The organism is Kitasatospora sp. DSM 101779, assembly GCF_025655475.1.
GTDB lineage: Bacteria > Actinomycetota > Actinomycetes > Streptomycetales > Streptomycetaceae > Kitasatospora.
Genome location: NZ_JAHTIK010000001.1, coordinates 627,194 through 646,054, shown reverse-complemented (window position 1 = coordinate 646,054; position 18,861 = coordinate 627,194). Strand labels below are relative to the sequence as shown.

At 75.8% G+C, this 18,861-nt stretch carries 20 protein-coding genes; 9 read left to right on the top strand and 11 right to left on the bottom strand.

What is annotated here, in order from left to right; translation table 11 throughout:
- Positions 1–904: hypothetical protein (locus KSNIM_RS03070; protein WP_263101649.1), on the bottom strand; the 904-nt coding region annotated here is incomplete at its 3' end.
- Between the two features lie 183 nt (positions 905–1,087).
- On the opposite strand from KSNIM_RS03070, the gene KSNIM_RS03065 reads away from it, so the two are divergent.
- Genes KSNIM_RS03065 through KSNIM_RS03050 form a run of 4 tightly spaced genes read left to right on the top strand, consistent with a single transcriptional unit; the run spans position 1,088 to position 4,525 of the window.
- Complete coding sequence (locus tag KSNIM_RS03065) at positions 1,088–1,537, top strand: MarR family winged helix-turn-helix transcriptional regulator (protein WP_263101648.1); 450 nt, start codon at positions 1,088–1,090, stop codon at positions 1,535–1,537.
- Positions 1,534–2,997 (top strand): MFS transporter, encoded by a 1,464-nt coding sequence (locus KSNIM_RS03060; RefSeq protein ID WP_263101647.1) that lies wholly within the window; start codon positions 1,534–1,536, stop codon positions 2,995–2,997. Before KSNIM_RS03065 ends, KSNIM_RS03060 begins: the two co-directional genes overlap by 4 nt.
- A gap of 60 nt (positions 2,998–3,057) precedes the next feature.
- Positions 3,058–3,588 carry a cysteine hydrolase family protein gene (locus KSNIM_RS03055; RefSeq protein ID WP_263101646.1) on the top strand — a complete coding sequence of 177 codons (531 nt, stop codon included), beginning with the start codon at positions 3,058–3,060 and terminating at the stop codon, positions 3,586–3,588.
- A 46-nt stretch (positions 3,589–3,634) separates the two neighbouring features.
- A complete protein-coding gene (locus KSNIM_RS03050) occupies positions 3,635–4,525 on the top strand; it encodes a hypothetical protein (RefSeq protein ID WP_263101645.1) in 891 nt (296 codons plus the stop codon).
- A gap of 208 nt (positions 4,526–4,733) precedes the next feature.
- On the opposite strand, the gene KSNIM_RS03045 is transcribed toward KSNIM_RS03050, so the two are convergent.
- Positions 4,734–5,903 carry an FAD-dependent oxidoreductase gene (locus tag KSNIM_RS03045; protein ID WP_263101644.1) on the bottom strand — a complete coding sequence of 390 codons (1,170 nt, stop codon included), beginning with the start codon at positions 5,901–5,903 and terminating at the stop codon, positions 4,734–4,736.
- 129 nt (positions 5,904–6,032) lie between these two features.
- Between KSNIM_RS03045 and KSNIM_RS03040 the strand changes: the two genes are divergently transcribed.
- Together KSNIM_RS03040 and KSNIM_RS03035 are read left to right on the top strand one after the other, a co-directional pair.
- Positions 6,033–6,821: a TetR/AcrR family transcriptional regulator gene (locus KSNIM_RS03040; protein ID WP_263101643.1), complete on the top strand. Its 789-nt coding sequence runs from the start codon at positions 6,033–6,035 to the stop codon at positions 6,819–6,821.
- A 65-nt stretch (positions 6,822–6,886) separates the two neighbouring features.
- Positions 6,887–7,159, top strand: a complete 273-nt coding sequence (locus KSNIM_RS03035) for a hypothetical protein (protein WP_263101642.1) — start codon at positions 6,887–6,889, stop codon at positions 7,157–7,159.
- A 17-nt stretch (positions 7,160–7,176) separates the two neighbouring features.
- Here the strand turns inward: KSNIM_RS03035 and KSNIM_RS03030 are convergent, their stop codons facing one another.
- The 3 genes from KSNIM_RS03030 to KSNIM_RS03020 all read right to left on the bottom strand — a co-directional run bounded on the left by KSNIM_RS03030 (position 7,177) and on the right by KSNIM_RS03020 (position 10,394).
- Positions 7,177–8,529, bottom strand: a complete 1,353-nt coding sequence (locus tag KSNIM_RS03030; protein ID WP_263101641.1) for a cytochrome P450 — start codon at positions 8,527–8,529, stop codon at positions 7,177–7,179.
- A 132-nt stretch (positions 8,530–8,661) separates the two neighbouring features.
- Positions 8,662–9,633, bottom strand: a complete 972-nt coding sequence (locus KSNIM_RS03025) for an ion transporter (protein WP_263101640.1) — start codon at positions 9,631–9,633, stop codon at positions 8,662–8,664.
- A 167-nt stretch (positions 9,634–9,800) separates the two neighbouring features.
- Positions 9,801–10,394, bottom strand: coding sequence for a helix-turn-helix domain-containing protein (locus KSNIM_RS03020; protein WP_263101639.1), 594 nt, complete (start codon positions 10,392–10,394; stop codon positions 9,801–9,803).
- A gap of 81 nt (positions 10,395–10,475) precedes the next feature.
- Here KSNIM_RS03020 and KSNIM_RS03015 point away from each other — a divergent pair, with 81 nt between their 5' ends.
- Complete coding sequence (locus KSNIM_RS03015) at positions 10,476–12,329, top strand: FAD-dependent oxidoreductase (protein ID WP_263101638.1); 1,854 nt, start codon at positions 10,476–10,478, stop codon at positions 12,327–12,329.
- A gap of 61 nt (positions 12,330–12,390) precedes the next feature.
- Here KSNIM_RS03015 and KSNIM_RS03010 read toward each other — a convergent pair whose 3' ends face one another.
- From KSNIM_RS03010 to KSNIM_RS02985, 6 genes are all read right to left on the bottom strand, one after another.
- Positions 12,391–13,308: a hypothetical protein gene (locus KSNIM_RS03010; protein ID WP_263101637.1), complete on the bottom strand. Its 918-nt coding sequence runs from the start codon at positions 13,306–13,308 to the stop codon at positions 12,391–12,393.
- 90 nt (positions 13,309–13,398) lie between these two features.
- Positions 13,399–13,830, bottom strand: a complete 432-nt coding sequence (locus KSNIM_RS03005; protein ID WP_263101636.1) for a hypothetical protein — start codon at positions 13,828–13,830, stop codon at positions 13,399–13,401.
- A 223-nt stretch (positions 13,831–14,053) separates the two neighbouring features.
- Positions 14,054–15,073 (bottom strand): C40 family peptidase, encoded by a 1,020-nt coding sequence (locus KSNIM_RS03000; protein WP_263101635.1) that lies wholly within the window; start codon positions 15,071–15,073, stop codon positions 14,054–14,056.
- 158 nt (positions 15,074–15,231) lie between these two features.
- Positions 15,232–16,116: a M56 family metallopeptidase gene (locus tag KSNIM_RS02995; RefSeq protein WP_263101634.1), complete on the bottom strand. Its 885-nt coding sequence runs from the start codon at positions 16,114–16,116 to the stop codon at positions 15,232–15,234.
- The gene (locus KSNIM_RS02990; RefSeq protein ID WP_263101633.1) at positions 16,113–16,481 is read right to left on the bottom strand and encodes a BlaI/MecI/CopY family transcriptional regulator; all 369 of its coding nucleotides are present in this window, start codon (positions 16,479–16,481) and stop codon (positions 16,113–16,115) included. Before KSNIM_RS02990 ends, KSNIM_RS02995 begins: the two co-directional genes overlap by 4 nt.
- A gap of 181 nt (positions 16,482–16,662) precedes the next feature.
- Complete coding sequence (locus tag KSNIM_RS02985) at positions 16,663–16,806, bottom strand: hypothetical protein (RefSeq protein WP_263101632.1); 144 nt, start codon at positions 16,804–16,806, stop codon at positions 16,663–16,665.
- 392 nt (positions 16,807–17,198) lie between these two features.
- Here KSNIM_RS02985 and KSNIM_RS02980 point away from each other — a divergent pair, with 392 nt between their 5' ends.
- Both KSNIM_RS02980 and KSNIM_RS02975 read left to right on the top strand, forming a co-directional pair.
- A complete protein-coding gene (locus KSNIM_RS02980; protein WP_263101631.1) occupies positions 17,199–17,666 on the top strand; it encodes a hypothetical protein in 468 nt (155 codons plus the stop codon).
- A gap of 261 nt (positions 17,667–17,927) precedes the next feature.
- A complete protein-coding gene (locus tag KSNIM_RS02975; RefSeq protein WP_263101630.1) occupies positions 17,928–18,719 on the top strand; it encodes a hypothetical protein in 792 nt (263 codons plus the stop codon).
- Positions 18,720–18,861: the final 142 nt, after the last annotated feature.

Here is an 18,861-nt window from a genome sequence, read left to right as displayed (position 1 = left end):
GGGTGTGCTCGCGCTCGGCGGCCCGCTCCCGCTGCTCGGCCTCCGCGAGGGCGTGTTCCGCCTCCGCCCGCTGCCGCCGGGCCTCCTGCTGCGCCCGGCGGCCCTGCCGCTCCGCCGTCCCGGCCGCCGTCCGCGTCTTGGCCGTGGTGTCCGTACGTGCGGGGCCCTTGGCCCCGGTGTCCTGGACGGCGCCGTGTTTCGCCCCGCGGGTCCTGGCCGCGGTGTCCTCGGCCGGGGGACCGCTGGCCGCGGTGTCCTTGGCGGCGCGGCCTCCCGCCGCGCCGCTCTCGGCCCGGGTGTCCTGGGCGGCGGAACTCTTGGCCCCGGTGTCCTGGACGGTGCCGCGCTTCGCCGCCGCTCGGGCTTCCGGCCGGGGCTTCGCGGCGGGCTCCGCCGGTGGTTCACCCCACGCGGCGGGCAGCCCGCCGGTCGGCAGGATGCCGCCCTCCTCGAGCGGTGCGGTCAGCCGGCCGGCCGCGAAGGCCTCGGCGGCGGCCTCGTCGGCCAGCGCGGCCCGCAGCGACTGCTCGACCTCCCGCAACGGGGCCTCGCCGAGCGGTTCACCGGCCTCGGCGGCGGCGTCCCGGGCCTGCGTGGTGAGCGCCGCGACCAGCCGGCGGCGTTCGGCCGACAGCTCGCGCAGGGCCGGTCCGGCGAGTTCGGCCTGCGCCCGGCGGAGCGAGCCGCCGAGGTCGAGCAGGGCCCGCGCCTGCTCGGGGCGGGTGTGCACGAGCAGGTTCACCGCCCAGGCGCTCCGGGTGGGCCGGCGCAGCGCGCCGATCCGGGTGGCGAGCGCGCGGTCGCCGGCCCGCCTCGCCTCGGCGGCGGCTGCCGTCCGGGCGGCGGTGAAGCCGCCCGGGGGCAGCGTGTACAGCCGGTCGGCGACGGCGTCGAAGCCCTCCACTGCGCACCCTCCCCGCGGTCCGGCAGGCCGTCCGCCGGCCGCCGCACCTCGATTCGCTCACCGTCGGGCCGCCGCCGCACGCCGGGGACCGGGAGGTGCCCCGTCGCACCCGGGGCAGATTCATCAGCCCAAACTGTACAGCAGAGCTGGACAGTCCAGCCTGAAGGTCCTAGCGTGGGAGCCATGGAAGAGCCCACCGCCGTCGTCACCGTCTCCGCCGTCCGCGCGGCGCGGGAGCTCCGCGTGGTCTTCAGCCGGCTGCGCCGCCGACTCAAGGAGACGTACGACACGGACGGGCTCACCCCCACCCAGACCTCCGTGCTCAGCCGGCTGAGCAAGGACGGCCCGGCCTCCGCCAGCGACCTGGCGGCCGCCGAGCGCGTCCGGCCGCAGTCGATGGCCGCCACGCTCGCCGTCCTCGACGGGCGCGGACTCGTGCTGCGCCGCCCCGACCCCGGCGACGGCCGCCGCCAGCTGGTCTCGCTGAGCGATTCCGGCCTGGCCTTCCTGGAGGACTGCCGGCGCGCCGGCGAGGAATGGCTCGCCCGCTCCCTGCAGGACCGGTTCACCGAGCAGGAGCGGCAGACCGTCGTCGAGGCGCTGGCCCTGCTGGACAGGCTGTCCGACGCATGAACCTCCGCACCGTCCGCTCCGCCCTGCGCACCCGCCGCCCGGGCGCACCGAAGGACGCCTTCGACCGCAGACTGCTCGCGCCGATGATGCTCGGCGCGATCCTCAACCCGGTGAACTCGGCGATCCTCGCCGTCTCCCTGGTGCCGATCGGCGCAGCCTTCGGAGCCCCGCCCGCCGCCACCGCCTGGCTTGTCTCCGCGCTCTACCTCGCCACCGCGATCGGCCAGCCCGTGGTCGGCCGGCTCATCGACCTGCAGGGGCCGCGCCGCCTGTTCCTGGCCGGCACCGCGCTGACCGGCATCGCCGGCCTGGTCGGCATGCTCGCCCCGAACCTCGGCGTGCTGATCGCCGCCCGCGTGCTGCTCGGCTTCGGCACCTGCGCCGGCTACCCGGCCGCCATGTACCTCGTCCGCAGCGAGGCCGACCGCACCGGCCGGGACAGCCCCGCCGCCGTCCTCACCGCGCTGGCCGTCACCACCCAGACCGTCGCCGTCATCGGCCCCTCCCTCGGCGGCCTGCTGATCGGCCTCGGCGGCTGGCGCACCACCCTCGCCGTCAACATCCCGCTCGCCCTCGCCGGGCTGTACCTCGGCGCCCGCCGGCTGCCCCGCTCCGCCCCGCCGCAGCGCACCCGCGGCAGTCTCGCCACCGAACTGGACCTCGCCGGGATGGCACTGTTCGCCGCGGCACTCCTGCCGCTGCTGCTCTTCCTGATGCACCCGTCGGCCGAGGACTGGTACCTGCCGGCCGTCACCGTCCTCGCGGCCGCCTGCTTCGCCCGCCGGGAGAGCCGGGCCGCCAATCCGTTCATCGACCTGCGCGTGCTCGGCGGCAACCTGCCGCTGATCGCCACCTACATCCGCGCCCTGCTCGCCTACACCGTCGCCTACGCCTTCCTCTACGGCTGCACCCAGTGGATGCAGGAGGGCCGCGGCCTGACCGCCCCGCAGGCCGGCCTCGCCCAACTGCCGCTCTTCGGCACGGCGATCGTCGTCTCCGCGGTCACCGGCCGCCGCCGGCAGATCCGCGGCAAACTCCTCGCCGGCGGGCTCGGCCAGATCGCGGCCTGCACGCTCGTGCTGCTGCTCGGCCCGCACTCCCCGCTCTGGCTGCTGCTGGTCGTCGCGCTCGCCTTCGGCATCCCGCAGGGCCTCAACGGGCTCGCCCTGCAGAGCGCGGTCTACCACCAGGCGCACCCCGAGCGGATCGGCTCCTCGGCCGGACTGCTGCGCACCTTCAGCTACCTCGGAGCGATCGTCGCCGCCGCGGCCACCGGTGCCTGCCTCGGGCAGGGCGCCGACACGGCGGGCCTGCACCAGCTGGCCCGGTTCATGCTCGCCGCCGCCGTGCTGTACCTGCTGGTCACCGTCGCGGACCGCTCGCTGCGGCAGACCGGCGCCCCGCAGCGGGACACCCCGGCACCGCCCGCAGCGGCCGCCGCGCCGAGCCGCGGCCGGTAACCGCCGGCCCGCACCCCCGTACGGAAGGAAGCACCGCAATCGACCGGCACCGCCCTGCTCGTGATGGACATCCAGGTCGGCATCGTGAGCCGCATCGACGAACCCGACTACCTGCCCCGGCTCGCCCGCGCCGTCGACGCGGCCCGGGCCGCGGACATCCCCGTCGTGTACGTCGTCCTCGGCTTCCGGCCCGGCCGTCCCGAGATCGCCGCGCGCAACAAGGGCTTCGGCGCCCTGCCGCCGGGCGCGTTCACCCCCGAGGACCCGGGCGCCGCCGTCCACCCCGAGCTGGCACCCCGCGAGGGCGACACCGTGGTCACCAAGAAGCGGATCAGCGCCTTCGCCGGCAGCGACCTCGACCTCGTCCTGCGCGCTGCCGGGATCGAGCACCTCGTCCTCACCGGCATCGCGACCAGCGGCGTTGTCCTGTCGACCGTCCGTCAGGCCGCCGACCTCGACTACCGCCTCACCGTCCTCTCCGACGGCTGCGCCGACGCCGACCCGGAGGTCCACCGCGTCCTCACCGGCAAGGTCTTCCCCCGCCAGGCCGAGGTCACCACCGTCGAGGAATGGCTCACCACCGTGAAGTGACGGTGGCCGGGCCGCGCCGCGGTGACACTCCGGTAGATTTTCGATCATGAACATCGGGGTGGGCGGACGCGACCTGTACGAAGCCCTCTTGGACAGCGACGGGCCGGACGCCCACCGGGAGGCCGTCCTGCCGTGGCTGGCGGAGGCGCACGGCGCGTACCGCGAGATGCTGCGGACGGCGGCGGAGTGCAGCGGCTGGTGGGAGGACCGCCGCACCGACGAGCGGGTCGGCGTGCTGCACACGGAGCTGTACGCGCTCGGCCGGGTGAGCGACATCCTGCTGCTCGCCCGGCAGACGCCCACCGGCCCGTGGGACCCCGGCGTCGAGGGGCTCGCGTTCTCCGACGAGGAGTACCTCGGACTCTTCACCGGGCTCGGCATGACCCCGTTCCGCGGGGGCGGCTTCGACCCCTTCCTGCACGAGATCGTCGAGGTCGAGCAGGCCGAGGACCCGGCAGCGCCGATCGAGGTCGTCGAGGTGCTGTGGCCCGGCCTGATGCTCGGCGAACTGCTGTTCTCCCGGGCCGGCGTCCGCGTCCGGGCCGGCGCCGCGCACGCGCAGCGCGGAGTCGCCGACCGCTCGCCGCTGTACTGGACCTTCCGGCGCCGCCACCGGCAGACGGTCGACCTCTCGCAGGGCTGGGGCGGCAACTCGCAGTGGGCGACGGACCTGCGGCTCGACTACCGCACCCCGTCCGGCGACCGGCTCAACGTGGACGGCGACCACCCGATCGACGGCAGCACCGTCCTGGCCGTCGGCCACCCGGAGAACCTGAGCCCTCGGGACCGCCTGCTGACACCCCGCGAGCGGCGCGAACTGCTCCGCCACCGCTGCCTGCTGCGGACGCCCGAGGCCCTCGCCGAACTCGACCGCGAGGCGCCCTGGGAGCGCGAGTTCTGGCCCTTCGACTGGCGGCTCCCGGCCGCCGAGGAATGAGCCGGCGCGCCGCGAAGCCGCCGTGCCGCCCACCCCGGGCGGCCCCCGGCCATCGGCACGCTCCGCCCACTGCTCCCCGAAGGGTGCCGGCGGCCCTCGAGATCGACGGCGGCCGTCACCTGGGCGACCCGGTCTCGGACGCGGTCGACGTGTCGTGCCGGCAGAGCTGCGGCCCGACCTGGCCGCCGCCCTGCACGCGACCCGACCGTCAGCCGTCCGCGGTGGCCCCGCCGTCGGGCCGGAAGAACCTGAGCAGCCCGGCCGCGCCCTCTTCGGACATCAGCATCGCCATGATCCGGGCGGACTCCCGGGCCGCCACGGCGCTGCGGTCGAACATGGCGGTCTCGTAGCGGCGGACGGCCCCGCTGAGGTCGCCGGGCGCGGCGGCGATCTCCCGGGCCAGCTCGGCGGCGTCCAGCATGGCGGTGTTGGCGCCGAGACCGACCGGGGGCATCAGGTGGGCGGCGTCGCCGAGCAGGGTCACGCCGGGCACCGCGGGCCAGGTCAGCCCCACCGGGAGCGCGCTGAGCGGACGCGGGACGAACGGCTCGTCGCAGGCCCCGATCAGAGCGCGGAACTGCGGTGCCCAGTCGGCGAACAGGGCCGTCAGCGCCCGGCGTGCGGCATCCCGGTCCTCGAAGGGGACACCGCAAGTGGCGAGCCAGTCCTCGGCCGTGTGGAAGGAGAGGAAGACCCGGATCCGCCCGCCGCCCTGCCGCTGGGCGGAGAGCGAGCGGCCCGGGCCGAGCGCCCAGTAGTTGCCGCGGCCGACCAGCGCCGCGAGATCGGGGTGGGTGCGGTCGGCGGCCGAGATGCAGCTCTCCACGGTGTTGCTGCCGAGGTGGGCCGGCCGGGCGGCGGTGACCAGCGGGCGGACGCGGGAGTTGGCGCCGTCCGCGCCGACCAGCAGGTCGCACTCGGCCGTCGCCCCGCCCTCGAAGTGCAGCCGCCACCCGCCTTCCGGCCGACGGGTGGCGTGCCGGAAGACCCGGCCCCAGCGGACGGTGCCGGCGGGCAGCGAATCCAGCAGCAGGGCCCGCAGGTCGGCGCGGTCGATCTCGGGCCGCTCCATCGGGGCGTCGTCCGGCGTGTCCTCCTGGAGCAGCAGGGTGCCGGTGTGGTCCAGCAGACGCAGGTCCTGGCCCTCGCGGCGGGCGAGGCGCAGGAAGGCGGCCTCCAACCCGGCCTCGCGGAGCGCCCGTTGCCCGCTCTCGCGGTGCAGGTCGAGCATGCCGCCCTGGGCGCGGGCGGTGCGGTCGCCGTCGCGGTCGTGCACCACGGCCCCGATCCCGTGCAGGTGCAGGATCCGGGCGAGCGTCAGGCCGCCCGGCCCTGCCCCGACCACGGCGATGCGCGGGCTGCGGGTGTCGGTTTCCACGGTGTCCCCCTCTGTCGGACCCGGCGGCGCGGCCGCCGTCGATACGGTGTATCGCTCGATACACTGTATCGAGCGCGACGGCGTACTGTGAGCCCCGGTACCGAGGGATCACGGAAGGGCAGGTCGGGCATGGTGCAGCGGGGCGGGGTGAACGGGACGGACGGCGCCGCAGGTGTCGGCCGGCCGACCGTGTGGGACCGTCCGGAGCCGCCGTCGCGGCCGGCGCCCAGCCCGCTGAGCCGCGAGCGGATCGTGGCCGCCGCCGTCGAACTCGCCGACGCCGACGGGCTGGAGGCGGTATCGCTGCGCAAGGTCGCGGCCGCCCTCGACGCCGGCCCGATGCGGCTGTACCGCTACCTCTCGACCAAGGAGGAACTGCTCGACCTCATGGTCGACGCCGTCCACGGCGAGATCGCCGCCGCGACCGACCCGGCCGACCCGGGCGACCCGGACGGCCGGGGCGGCGACTGGCGGGCGGAGCTGCGCGGCTGCGCCCACCGGACCAGGCGGGCGGCGCTCCGCCACCCCTGGTTCGCCGACCTGCTGGGCGGACGCCCGCAGCTCGGCCCGAACGCCCTCGGCAACCTGGAGACCGCCCTCGCCGCCCTGTACGGCGCGCCCGGCTTCACCGGGATCGACGCCGTGCTGCGCGCGGTCAGGACGGTCGACGACTACCTCGTCGGCGCACTGCGCCGGGAGACCGCCGAACGGCGCGCCGAGCGGGCCACCGGCCTGGACAAGGACGCGTGGCGGCGCTCGGCCGGCCCCCACCTCTCCCGGACGGTCGCCACCGGCAACTACCCGGCGCTGGCCGCCGCCGTCCGGTACGGCACCCACACCGATCCCGGCACCGCCTTCGAGGCCGGGCTCGACCTCGTCCTCGACGGCATCGCCGCCGGCCTCGCGCCCCCTGGCTGACCGCAGGCCCGGCGCGGGGCGCGCCGCAGCACGGGACTGTCGGTGGCGGCTGCGATCCTGCCGTCATGGACGAGCACCTGATGCGTGGACGGGTCTACGGAGCCGACTACGACGATCCCGATCCGGGGCCGCAACCCGGGCACGTCTACCGCGAACTGGTCGCCGGTCCGCTCGACGGGCTGCTGCTCGACGTGACGGGCTGGAGCGAGGCCGAACTCGCCGAGGGCGCCGCGCTGCCCACCGAGATCGGCTCCCACGGGCCGGGCGGCCGCGCCCAGTACGCCCCCCGCACCGGCGACCCCCGGTACTGGGACTGGCGCGGCGACACCCCGCCCTGACGCCGCGGGCCCGGCGGTCAGCCGGCCCGGCCGAGCTGCGCGGGCACCGGCGCCCCCGGCCGCACCACCATCCCGAAGAACGGCTCCGGGGCCGGCCCGACCGTTTCGACCTCGAAGGCGGGCAGCAGCAGCTCCAGCAGTGCGACGGTCTCCCGCAGCGCGAACTGCAGGCCCAGACAGGCCCGCGCACCGATGCCGAACGGCAGGTAGGCACCCGGGTCGGCCGGCCGCCGCCCGGGGACGGTGAACCGCCGCGGGTCGAAGACCTCCGGCTCCGGCCACAGCTCCGGGTCGCGGTGGACCAGGTACGGGCAGACCAGCACCTCGCTGCCGGCCTCGATCCGGAACCCCGTCAGCAGGTCGTCCTCCGCCGCGTGCCGGGGCAGCAGCCAGGCCGACGGGTAGAGCCGCAGCGTCTCGCTGACCAGTGCCTGCAGGGCGGTGCGGCGCTGCGGCGAACCGGCCGGCCCGGCGGCCAGCGCCCGTGCCCGGGCTGACGGATCGGCGGCGAGCAGCAGGTACAGCCAGGTCAGCGTGGTGGCGGTGGTCTCGTGCCCGGCCACCATCAGGGTCACGAACTCGTCCCGGATCAGCCGGTCGGAGTACTCCGGGCGGTCCCGCGCCGCCGCCAGCAGGACGTGCAGCAGGCCCGGCCCGTGCGGCCCGGGCGGCGCCGACCGGGCCGCCGCGATCGCCCCGTGCGCCACGGCGTCGATCCGCGCCAGCTCCCCGGCCACCGCCGACCGGGCGTCCTCCGCGTTCGCCGGCAGCACCGGCAGAACGGCCACCACGGCCTCCAGCGCGGTGAGTTCGGAGGCCGAACGGTCGTCCAGAGGGTGGCCGGTGAGGGAGCGCCAGATGGTGTCCAGCGCGAAGCGGTGCATCTCCTCGCGCAGGTCCACCGTGCGGCCCGCGTCGGCGTGTCCGGCCCATTGGGCGGCGCAGTCCTGCGCGGCGGCGGCGATCCGCTGCTCCCAGCGGCGCATCCCCGCGCCGGTGAACTGGCTCTGCAGCAGCCGCCGCTGGGCCCGCCAGGCCTCGCCGGAGGCGGAGAGCACGCCGTCGCCGAGCAGGATCCGGCCGCGGTGCGAGCGCTTCACGTAGCGGTCCGGGTGCCGGCCCAGCACGTGCTGGACGGCCTCCGGGCCGGTGACCAGCACGGTCGGCCGCCCGTTCAGCCGGACGCCCGCCACCGGGCCCAACCGGCCGACCCGGCTGAGGAGTTCGGGCATCCCCAGGCCGGCCGAGCGCCACTGCTCCACCTCGGCGGGCGCAAGCTCGGGCACGGCGGCTCCGGCGGCGTGCGCAGCGGCTCCCGGAGCGGGCGGGGCGGCGCCGCCGGGCGGGGTCGGGGGGATCTGGGTGGTCACGGGCTTCTCCTGCTCGGATCGCCGCCCCCGGGGCAGCTCGGACCGGCCGACGCTGCGTATGCTAGCGAACGCGCAGCGTCGCCGAGCCGCCTTCGGCGACTGCCCGCCACCCCGCAGGCCCCGATCCGTCGATCAGGCGACGGTGTCCACACTCGCGGCGGTCACCGCGGCGCCGCCCCCGGCGCCGACCGCCGCCCCGGCGGGACGCCCCGACGCACCGTCAGGACCGGCCGCCGGGTCCGCCTCCAGATCCGCCTCCAGTTCGGCGAGCGCGCGCCGGACGGCGGTGATCCGCGCACGCAGCTCCTCGGCCCCCCGCGGCCGTCCCGGCCGTCCGGTGCGCGGCGCGTCCCGCTCGGCGGCCTCCTCGGCCTCCAGGGCGCGGGCCTCGTCCAGGGAGTTGAGCACCACGCCGATCAGCACGTTCACCAGCACGAACGAGGCCAGCAGCACATAGGAGGCGTAGAAGAGGATGCTCAGGCGGGAGATCTCCAGGCCCGCGTGGACCGCCTCGCCGAGCCCGTCGAGGGTCATCAGCAGGAACAGCGTGAGCAGCGCCCGGCCGATCGAGCCGTAGTGCCCCGGGTCGCTGTCCGCGAAGCAGACCCAGCCGACCATCGCGTAGACGTAGAGCACCAGGGCGCCGACGAACAGGAAGCTCACCGTGCCCGGCAGGCTCCGGCCGACCGCGACCAGCAGGACCCGCAGCTGCGGCAGGAAGCGGGCCGTCCGCAGCACCCGGGCGAGCCGCAGCAACCGCAGCACGGTGGTGTTCTCGCGGACCACCGGCAGGAAGGCCGACGCGAGGACGGCCAGGTCGAAGAGGTTCCACGGGTCGCGGAGGAACTGCGCCGGACGGTCCGCGTGCGCGCCGAGCCGCAGCAGCATCTCCACGGTGAACACCCCGAGGCAGGCCCGCTCGGCCAGCTGCAGGCCGTGCTGGTACTCGGCGGCCGGCCCGCTGTACGTCTCCACCCCGAGCAGGGCCGCATTGACCAGGATCGCGGCGAAGACGACGAGTGAGAAGGCGGGCGCCTCCGTCACCGTGCGGCAGCGCGCCGCGAGCCGGGTCCGCCCGGCCGGTGAACCCCAACCGCTCTTCATGACAACCCCTCCACGGCCGATCCCGGGCGCTCGGCCGCCGCGCCCGGACGGCCCGGCGGCACCTGGTCGGGCCGCGCGCCATGCCCCTCAACGACCACCGGCCCCACTGGTCACTGCCGGCGCACCCGTCCCGGTGCCGCAGAGCCCGGTCGCCACTCGGTCCCCGGTCAGTCCCCGGACGGTCTGGCCCGGACGTGCATCCGCTCGCCCTGCGCGCCGAACAGCGAGAGGAACTCCACGGGCCGGTCACCCGCGTTGGCGAAGCCGTGCGGGGTGCGGGTGTCGAACTCGGCCGCCTCGCCCGAGCCGAGGACGAGGTCGGTGTCGCCGAGCGCCAGCCAGAGCCGGCCGGACAGCACGTACAGCCACTCGTACCCCTCGTGCGTGCCCAGGCTCGGCCGGGTGCCCTCGGGCAGCGGGCGGACGGGGAGGATCTGCTTGTAGGCGTGCAGCCCGCCGAGGTGCCGGGTGAGTGGCACGAACGTCTGGCCGTGCCGGGTGAACGGGCGCGGGTGGATCCGCGGATCGCCCGTCGGCGGCGCGCCCACCAGCTCGTCCAGCTGCACCCCGTACGCCTTGGCGAGCGGCAGCAGCAGCTCCAGCGTCGGGCGGCGCTGCCCGGACTCCAGCCGGGAGAGCGTGCTCAGCGAGATGCCCGTCTCCTCGGCCACCTCGGCGAGGGTGGTGCCCCGCTTCTGCCGCAGCGCCCGCAGCCGGGGCCCCACACCTGCCAGGACACTGCCGATCCCGTCGTCCACCATGTCTCCATTTGCCGGTTCGGCAAGAAAGTTTGTCAAGCCGAGCGGGCCGGCCGACGATCGAGGAGAACGGAGGTACACACCATGACGACAGACACCCCGGAGCCGTCCGGACCGGCCGAGGACCCTGCGCCGCAGTACGACACCGTGGTGGTCGGCGGCGGCGCCGCCGGACTCGCCGGCGCCCTCACCCTCGCCCGGGCGCGGCGCTCGGTGCTCGTGGTCGACGACGGCCGGCCCCGCAACGCCCCCGCCGCCGGGGTGCACGGCTACCCGACCCGGGACGGCATCCCGCCGCAGGAACTGCTGGCCGTGAGCCGCGGCGAGGCGGAAGGCTACGGGACGCGGTTCCTGGCGGGCACCGTGGCCGGCGCCGAACGCCTCGACGGCGGCGGCTTCCGGCTCGCGCTGGCCGACGGGACGGCCGTCCGCGCCGCCCGGCTGCTGGTCGCCACGGGCCTGGTCGACGAGCTGCCCGAGGTACCCGGGCTCGCCGAGCGGTGGGGCCGCGACGTGCTGCACTGCCCCTACTGCCACGGCTGGGAGGCCCGCGGCCTGCCGGTCGCCGTCCTGGCCACCGGTCCGCTCGCCGTCCACCAGGCCCAGCTGTGGCGGCAGTGGACGGACGACGTGACGCTGCTCCTGCACACCGCCGCGGAGCCGACCGGCGAGGAGGCCGAGGGACTCGCCGCCCGCGGCATCGCGGTGGTGCCCGGCGAGGCGGTCGGACTGGAGACCGCCGACGGTGCGCTGACCGGCGTCCGGCTGGCGGACGGCCGGACGGTCGCCTGCCGGGCGCTGGTGGTGGCGCCGCGCCTCACCGCCCGCGGCGGCGTGCCGGCCTCCCTCGGCCTGGAGCCCGTCGACCTGGTGAAGGACGGCCAGGTGATCGGCAGCCACATCGCAGCGGACGCCACCGGCGCCACGGCCGTGCCCGGTCTCTGGGTGGCGGGCAACGCGGCCGACCCGTCCGAGCAGGTGGTCGGGGCTGCGGCCGCCGGTGTCCGGGCCGCGGCGGCGATCAACGCCGACCTGGTGACCGAGGAGGTCGGCCGGGCCGTCGCCGCCCTCCGCCGCCCGTTCGGGGCCGCCGACGAGAAGGAGGTGTGCGAGCGCGTCCTCGGCGAGCGCCGGCACGGACTCGCGGACCCCGCCGACCCGGCCGTCCCCCGGGAGGACGGCGCCGCTGCCGAGTTCTGGGACACCCGCTACGGCGAGCGCGACCGGATCTGGAGCGGCCGGCCGAACGGGGCACTCGTCCGGGAGGTCTCCGGCGAGCGGCCCGGGCGCGCCCTCGACCTCGGCTGCGGCGAGGGCGCCGACGCCGTCTGGCTGGCCGCGCAGGGCTGGCAGGTCACCGCCGTCGACATCTCCGCGGTCGCCCTCCGCAGGGCCGCCGAGCACGCCGCCGAGGCCGGCGTCGCCCACCTGATCGAGTTCCGCCGCGCCGACCTCGCCGCGGCCTTCCCGGAGGGCAGCTGGGACCTGGTCTGCGCGCAGTACCTGCACTCCGAGGTCGATCTGCCGCGGGACGCGATCCTGCGCCGGGCCGCCGAGGCGGTCGCGCCCGGCGGGACGCTGCTGGTGATCGGCCATGCCGGGCCGCCGTCCTGGCAGCAGGAGCCGGGCACCGACGGCGACCCCTGGCACGGCCGCCGGCACGGCCACGCGCAGTACGGCCGTGCGGACCACGCGCACAGGGACCACGCGCACAGGGACCACGCGCACGGTGAGCGTCGATCCGGGCACGGCGGACCGGGGTGCAGGAACCACGCCGGGCTGCCCACGCCCGCCGAGGTCCACGCGGCGCTGCGACTGCCCGAGGGGGAGTGGGAGTTGCTGACGAGCGAGGAGTACGAACAGCCGATGACCGGCCCCGACGGGCAGCCGGCCACCCGGCCCGACAACACCCTCAGGCTGCGCAGACTGCCGGCCTGACGGAGCGTCTGGGGCCGGGCCGGGTGTGGGTGCCGTCGTGGCGGCACCCACACCCCGTGCCTCAGCCGACCTTGAGCGTGAGGGCGGCGGTGTGGAGCCGGCCGGCGGTCTGGAACTGCAGGAACAGGCGCCAGTTGCCGGCCTGCGGGAACTCGGCGTGGAAGGCGAGGTCCGGCCCGCCCGGGCCACCGCCGGTCGCCTCGCTCGCGGGGTGGAGGTGGGCGAAGGCCAGGTCGCCCTCGTGGAAGGCGGTGAGGTGGGCGTAGGTGTCGAGGTAGGGCTGGAGGTCGGTGACCGGCTTGCCGTCCTTGGTGATGCCGACCGTCATGGGGTGGGCCATGTTCGCCATCGGGGTGCCCTGGAGGGTGACGGTGTAGCCGTCGACCTGGGCCGTGGTGGAGGCGGGGGGCAGCGCTGCCGCCTCGGCCTTGCCGTCCACGTTCACGGTGCGGGAGAGGACCATCGCGGTGCCCTTGCCGTCGCCGCTGTCGGGGGTGAAGGAGGCGTAGGTGCGCCAGGACCCGGGGGCCAGGGCGGCGAGCGGAGCCGTCCACGTTCCGTCGGCGGCCATGGCGGGGTGCAGGTGCTGGAAGCCGGTCAGGTCGGAGCGGATGGCGTAGAAGTGCATCTGCTTGGTCTGCTCGACGGCGAAGGCGGTGACCGGCTTGCCGTCGGGGCCGGTGATGCTGAAGCGGTAGTCGGTCTGCTGCCCGGCGGGCAGGGCGGCGGCGGTGGCGGCGAGACGGTAGCCGGATCGGTTGTCGGCCGGCGCTCCGGCGTTGTCCGCGCCGGGCATGCCGTGGTCCATGCCCGGCATCGAGTGGCTGTCGGACGACGGGCTCGCCGCCGTGGCGCCGCCGTGGTTCATGCCCGCCATGTCGTGGTCCGTTCCGGACGAGCTGCAGGCGGCCAGGACGGTGGTGAGGAGTGCGGCGCCCGCCAGGGCGAGGGTGCGGCGGGGCAGAGGGGAAGTACGCATCAGTGGTCCTTCGGAAGGGCGCGCCGTCGGCGCGGAGGTGAGCGGAGCCTCGGTGGTCGATTCCCTGCGTGCGGAATCGGCCGGGCCCGGTCACGTCCGCGAGACGCAGACCTGATGAAGGAGTGGGCGGCCCGCGGCCGGGGGGCCGCGACGACGCAGTCCGGCGGATCCCGTCGGATGCCGCAGAGCGCATGTGCTCGCGAGGAGGGCCAGGGACAGGACGGCCAGGAGCGAAGGCGCGGCCAGCGTGATGCGGCCGTGGGCCGGTGTGGAGAGGCAGGCTGCGCCGCCGTGCGCCCGGGCCTCGGAGGGGGCCGCGCTCGGCACACGGTCGTCGTCGGCGGCGCCAACGGCGGTGTGCGCGTGGGGCGGGGCGGCCATGCCGGGAGCGGCGACGGCACGGGTCATGTCGTCGTGGCAGCCGCCGGCCGCGACGGGCGCGCCGTGCATCAGGAAAAGGCCGACCAGCACGGCCCACACCACGAGGAGCCTGGCCGTGGCCGGGCGTGTGGTGGTGTGCATGGCTTCCCCCGGGTTCCTGTCCGCGGCGACTCGCCTCTCGCAGGTGCGACGATACCCCTCCCCGGTACCTCTTCCGCGCCGGGTGCCCCTTTCGGGGGACGGCCCGGACGGCCGGACGGGTGGTCGCGGTCGGCCGCTGGAGGGCTGCGGCTGGCGCCCGCCTCCGTGTGTGCGGTGCCCGCAGGCATCGGGCGTCAGCCAGGTGGTGACTTTCCGCGCCGCGTCAGGGGCGGACGGCGCCCATGTAGGGCATGTACTCGATCGGGGTGATCTCGATGTTCTTGCCGGTGCGCGGGGCGTGGATCATCTTGCCGCCGCCGATGTAGATGCCGACGTGGTGCAGATCGGAGTAGAAGAAGACGAGGTCCCCGGGCTGCAGGTCGCTCTTGGCGACGTGTTGGCCGGCGTTCCACTGGTCCTGCGAGACCCGCGGCAGCGAGACGCCGCCGGCCCGCCAGGCGGCGCCGGTCAGGCCCGAGCAGTCGAAGGAGCCGGGCCCGGTGGCACCCCACTCGTAGGGCTTGCCGATCTGGGCGTAGGCGAACTGGAGGGCGGCGGCCGCGCGTCCGCTGGCCGGGCCGGTGTACGTCTCGCGGGCCGAGTCGCGGGAGGAGCGCGGGTCCTGGGCGTTCACCTTGTCGCGGTCGGCGACGGACAGGGTGTTGAGGAGCCGGGTGGCCTCGCCCAGCTTGGCCTGCACCTGCTTCTTCTCGCCGGCCAGCGCCCGGTCCGTCTCGTCGAGCCGGGCGAGCACCGCCGTGGCTTCGGCGCGCCGCTGGTCGAGGCGCCGCTGCTGGTCCTGCAGCAGCCGCAGCAGGTCCGCCTGCGAACTGGCGGCGATGTCCTGCGCGGAGGCGCGCTGCAGGTAGTTGGTCGGGTCGGCGGAGAGCATGAGGGCGACCGTCGGGTCGACGTTGCCGCTGCGGTACTCGTCGGCCGCGACGGCCGACAGTCGCTCCCGGAGGCCGGCCATCTTCTCCTGCGCGGCGGCGACCTGGTCCTGCAGCTGGTTGGCGTCCTTCCGGAGGCGCTGCTGCTCCTCCTTGAACTTGTTGTACTTCTCGGTGGACGCCTCGGCCTGCTCGTTGAGGTCGTCGACCTGGGCCTTGACGGTCGCGAGGTCGGCCTTGGGCTCGGCGTGCGCGCCACCGGCGGAGGCGAGGAGGGCGGAGCCGGCGGCCGCGGTGGTCACCAGGGCGATGCGGGTGCGGCCGGGCGGAGCGGGCTTGCGTCGGGTCCCCATGGCGTGCGGTCACTCCTGCCTTTGGTGCGGCCTGCCGCAGGGCAGACGTGCATGGTCGAGCACGGCGGCAACTGCCGTCACGCGTCGTTGTGCTAAGTAACTTAGTAGATCGGGGTGGGGGGATGGCAACCGGCCCCCGCCGGGTTCTTCCGGCCGGCTCAGGGACCGCAGGCGATCAGGACGGGCAGCAGCGGAAGTACCACCACGCCAACCCACCCCGCTGCGCGAGCGGCCACGGTGGATGCCCGCTGAGGGGCGGTCAGCCGGAGCACACGTTCGACTGCGGCGTCCATGCCGGCTGCCAGGGCTCCTTCCGGTGCCGAGTGGGTCGCGATGCGGCACAGCGCTCGTGCGAGAGCGTCTCGGCCCACGGTGCGCACCGCGGCGTCGTCGGCGGCCATCTCGCACAGGACGGGGATTCGGCGGGCTGCCAGGCGCGTCAGGGGAAGCCAGGGCAGTGTGCGGCCGACGGCGCGGGCGCCGACGACCAGGAGGTGGTGGCGGCCGCGCAGGTGCGCCCGCTCGTGGGCGATGACGGCCGCCAGCTGGGGTGCGGTCAACTGCTCGTCGGCGCCGCGGGTGAGGACGATCCGGCCGCCGCGGCCGGGCACGCACCAGGCGGCAGCCCGCGGGTCGTCCACCCGGAGGGTGCCGTCCTCGGTGGGGCGGGCGATGAGATCGAGCAGCTGGCGGTGCCTGGCCCGGGCGCGGGCGGCCTTGAGGCAGTCCGCGGCGACCACCGCTGTGAGGACGGCGAAGACGGCGGCGGCCAGCGCTAGGGCTTCCACGTGCCCGGGAATGCCCTCGCTCGGGATCCGGTGGTGGCCGGTGAGGCGGCCCGGCAGCCACGCCGTGCTGTGGCCGCCGGCGAGGAGTTGGTGCAGCCCCATGGCAACGGCCATGGCGCAGAAGCCGAGCAGTGCGCACCACAGCGCGATCGCGGTGCGGACGGAGCGGATCGTCCAGGCGGCCCGCTCCAGACGGGCAGGTGCCCACCATGCGGCGAGGACCGTGCAGGCTCCGAGGACGGCGAAGATCGTCACGGGCGGCCGCCGGGGACTCGGCCCGCGAGGGCCTCGCGCAGGAGGGCGGCATGGCCGTCGTCCATGCCGTCGACGAACAGCAGAAGTGCGGCGCGTGCGTCGGCCGCCTCGCCCAGCACCTGGCGCATGATCTCGGCGGTGTAGGACTCGCGGGAGCGGACCGGCTCGTAGACCCAGGCCCGGCCTTCCTTGGAGCGGTGCACGCAACCCTTGCGGTGCAGGATGTCGGCGACGGTGTTGACGGTCGTGTAGGCGACGGGCCGTACGACGTTCAGGTCGTCGACGATCTCCCGGACCGTGGCCGGCCTGCCCCAGGACCACAGCCGTTCCATGATCTCGGCCTCCAGCTGACCGAACCCGCGCACCCCAGCCACCCGATCCCTTCACGTCGCCTCCGTGCCGGAGCACAGAGTGCCAGGGCGAGGGCCGCAGGCCAAACGCCGCGGGGGTGGACAGAAGCCACCTCACGCCCGGCCGGTCTGGGCGGGCATCCGTGCGGCACATCGCGCAGGTGACGACGCGGGCACCCGCTCCGGCCCGGATCGGCTATGCGTCGTACAGCGGCGGGGCCACGATGCTCGGGTCCCGCGCGGTCTTGGCGATCGGCGGGTCGGTCGGGTCCTCGTCGGTCGACCACGGCCGCACTGCGCCGTCGGCGCCGCCGGCCCACGGCTGCAGGACCGCGTTCACGCCCGCCGGGCCCCTGCACCGGGGCCGCCACGTCGACCGCGCGCATGGCTCACCTGGGGGGGGCTTCCCGGCTGGGTCGCTGTCGGACGCTGCGGAGATCGGACAGGTTCGCGACGACGTTCTGCCGCGGGAGCGACCGGCCTGCACCCTGCACGCGGTGTCCACGGCACCGGCCCTCCCGTCACCTGGCGCCGTCCGCCGACCGGTCGGCCCTCACGCTCGCCGGCCCGGCGGTTCGGGCCCCGCCTGACTGGAGGTCCGGCGCCCGAATTCCGCAGACCGTGCCCTGCGGACCTGTCCGGACGGCTGTGTGTGCCGCAGGCTCGGCCGGCACCCCGTCCCGGGCACACGGGGCACCGACCCCCGAACCGGGGTCGGTTAGGATCGCGCCCGTGCCCGCTGCCCTCACCTCCCTGCGCCCGGTCGGCCCGCTGCCGACCGGTGTCGGATGGTGCCGGAGCTGGGTGGTGGTGCTGCTGGCGGTCCTCGCGCTGACGCTCTGCCACGGGCTGGAGGGCGAATCGCCTGCCGGTCACCTGTCCGCCGGTGTCCATGCCGCGACCGCCGATCAGCACGTGGACCATGACGAGGGGCACGCCTCCGCAGTGGCGTGCGACACCGCGGGCTCGGAGTGGGCGGTGGCACTACCCGTCCCGCTCGACGGAGACGGTCACGGCCACGGCGGGCACGCGTGCCTGGCTGCCGGCCCCGCCCAGGCTCCGCCCCTGCCCGGGCTGTGGCTGCTGCCCGCCGCCGCAGCCGTGCTGCCCGAACCGGTCGTACCGGTCGTCGAGTCCGCCCACCGCACCGCCGGCGGCGGACCGGACCGCCCCGCGAGCGGCCAGGTCCTACGGATCTAGCGGAGCCCGCGCGCGGAGCACCCTGCCGAACGGCCGCCGCACCCGCACCGTTCCATGCCGGAGCACCGATGCCATGGCACCCGTGCCCGAGCAGCCGTGCCCGGGCACCGATGCCGGAGCACCCGTGCCCGAGCACGAGGAACGAACACGCCGGACACGAGCGCGCCACACCGCCATGACCCCTGCTCCGAGCGCCCCGCCGCCCGTGTGCCGATGCGGCACCCGGGCCCGTCTCCCGACCGCGCTCACCGAGGGCTTCCCATGAACGTCACCACCGCGCCCACCGACGACCGCTCCCGCAGGACACCCGTGCCCGGCGGAGGACGGGCCGCCGCCCGCCGGGCCCGCCCGGAACCGTCCCTGATCGGCCGCTACCTGGGCTACATCGGCTACTTCGTCGGTACGGGCCTGCTCAGCGGCGCGATCGTCCACCACCCCCTCGACCCCGCCCGCTACACGCTGATCGGCGCGGCCGGCGCCGCCCTGTTCCTCACCGCCGCGATCGCCGCCGAGAAGCGGCAGCCGGGCCGGCTCACCGCCCTGCGGATCGTGGCGGTGCTCGGCACCTCCTTCGGCCTGTCCTTCGGCATCGGCATGCTCAGCGGCGGCATGCAGCACTTCGAGGACTTCCCCGACCGTGCGGCCGTGCTCATCCCGGCCGGGCTCCTGCTGTCCTTCGTCGCCTTCACCCTCAAGGAGGCCCGCCGACCGCTGCGCCGGATCTTCGGCCCCCTCGGCGCGGCCGTCCTCGTCCTCGGGGCGGGCGGGTACCTGGGCCTGCACCAGGTCGCGGCCGGCATGCCCGCCGAGACGGGTGGCCACCACCACGGCACACCCGCCGAGGACGGCCACGACGACGGTCACGACGACGCCGTGGATGGGCACGACCACCAGCACGAGGAGACCCCGGCCTCCGGCCCGAGCAGCGCACCGGCCGCCGCGCCCGCACCGGCCGCCACGCCCACGCCGTCGAACCGCGGCGCTTCCGGACCCGCGGCGCCCGCCGCCTCGCCGAGCATTCCCCCACACGGCAGCCCCGGCCACCACCACTGACCGGACCGGCCGCAGCAGCCCTCCGCACACGAGGGGATCGCCGCGGCGGGGCGCACCGAGGGCGTGTCTTCACGGCACGCGGGTGCCCCACAGGGGCGCGGGGAACGCGCGATTCGGATGCGGGGCACCGTGCGGACCAGGG

Excerpts from the sequence above, each read along its gene's own strand:
- KSNIM_RS03040 (WP_263101643.1), top strand. The coding sequence starts at position 6,033 with ATGGTGCAGCGGGGCGGGGTGAACGGGACGGACGGCGCCGCAGGTGTC.
- KSNIM_RS03050 (WP_263101645.1), top strand. The coding sequence starts at position 3,635 with ATGAACATCGGGGTGGGCGGACGCGACCTGTACGAAGCCCTCTTGGAC.
- KSNIM_RS03000 (WP_263101635.1), bottom strand. The coding sequence starts at position 15,073 with ATGGGGACCCGACGCAAGCCCGCTCCGCCCGGCCGCACCCGCATCGCC.
- KSNIM_RS03010 (WP_263101637.1), bottom strand. The coding sequence starts at position 13,308 with ATGCGTACTTCCCCTCTGCCCCGCCGCACCCTCGCCCTGGCGGGCGCC.
- KSNIM_RS03065 (WP_263101648.1), top strand. The coding sequence starts at position 1,088 with ATGGAAGAGCCCACCGCCGTCGTCACCGTCTCCGCCGTCCGCGCGGCG.
- KSNIM_RS03035 (WP_263101642.1), top strand. The coding sequence starts at position 6,887 with ATGGACGAGCACCTGATGCGTGGACGGGTCTACGGAGCCGACTACGAC.
- KSNIM_RS02975 (WP_263101630.1), top strand. The coding sequence starts at position 17,928 with ATGAACGTCACCACCGCGCCCACCGACGACCGCTCCCGCAGGACACCC.
- KSNIM_RS03060 (WP_263101647.1), top strand. The coding sequence starts at position 1,534 with ATGAACCTCCGCACCGTCCGCTCCGCCCTGCGCACCCGCCGCCCGGGC.
- KSNIM_RS03005 (WP_263101636.1), bottom strand. The coding sequence starts at position 13,830 with ATGCACACCACCACACGCCCGGCCACGGCCAGGCTCCTCGTGGTGTGG.
- KSNIM_RS03020 (WP_263101639.1), bottom strand. The coding sequence starts at position 10,394 with ATGGTGGACGACGGGATCGGCAGTGTCCTGGCAGGTGTGGGGCCCCGG.
- KSNIM_RS03015 (WP_263101638.1), top strand. The coding sequence starts at position 10,476 with ATGACGACAGACACCCCGGAGCCGTCCGGACCGGCCGAGGACCCTGCG.
- KSNIM_RS03025 (WP_263101640.1), bottom strand. The coding sequence starts at position 9,633 with ATGAAGAGCGGTTGGGGTTCACCGGCCGGGCGGACCCGGCTCGCGGCG.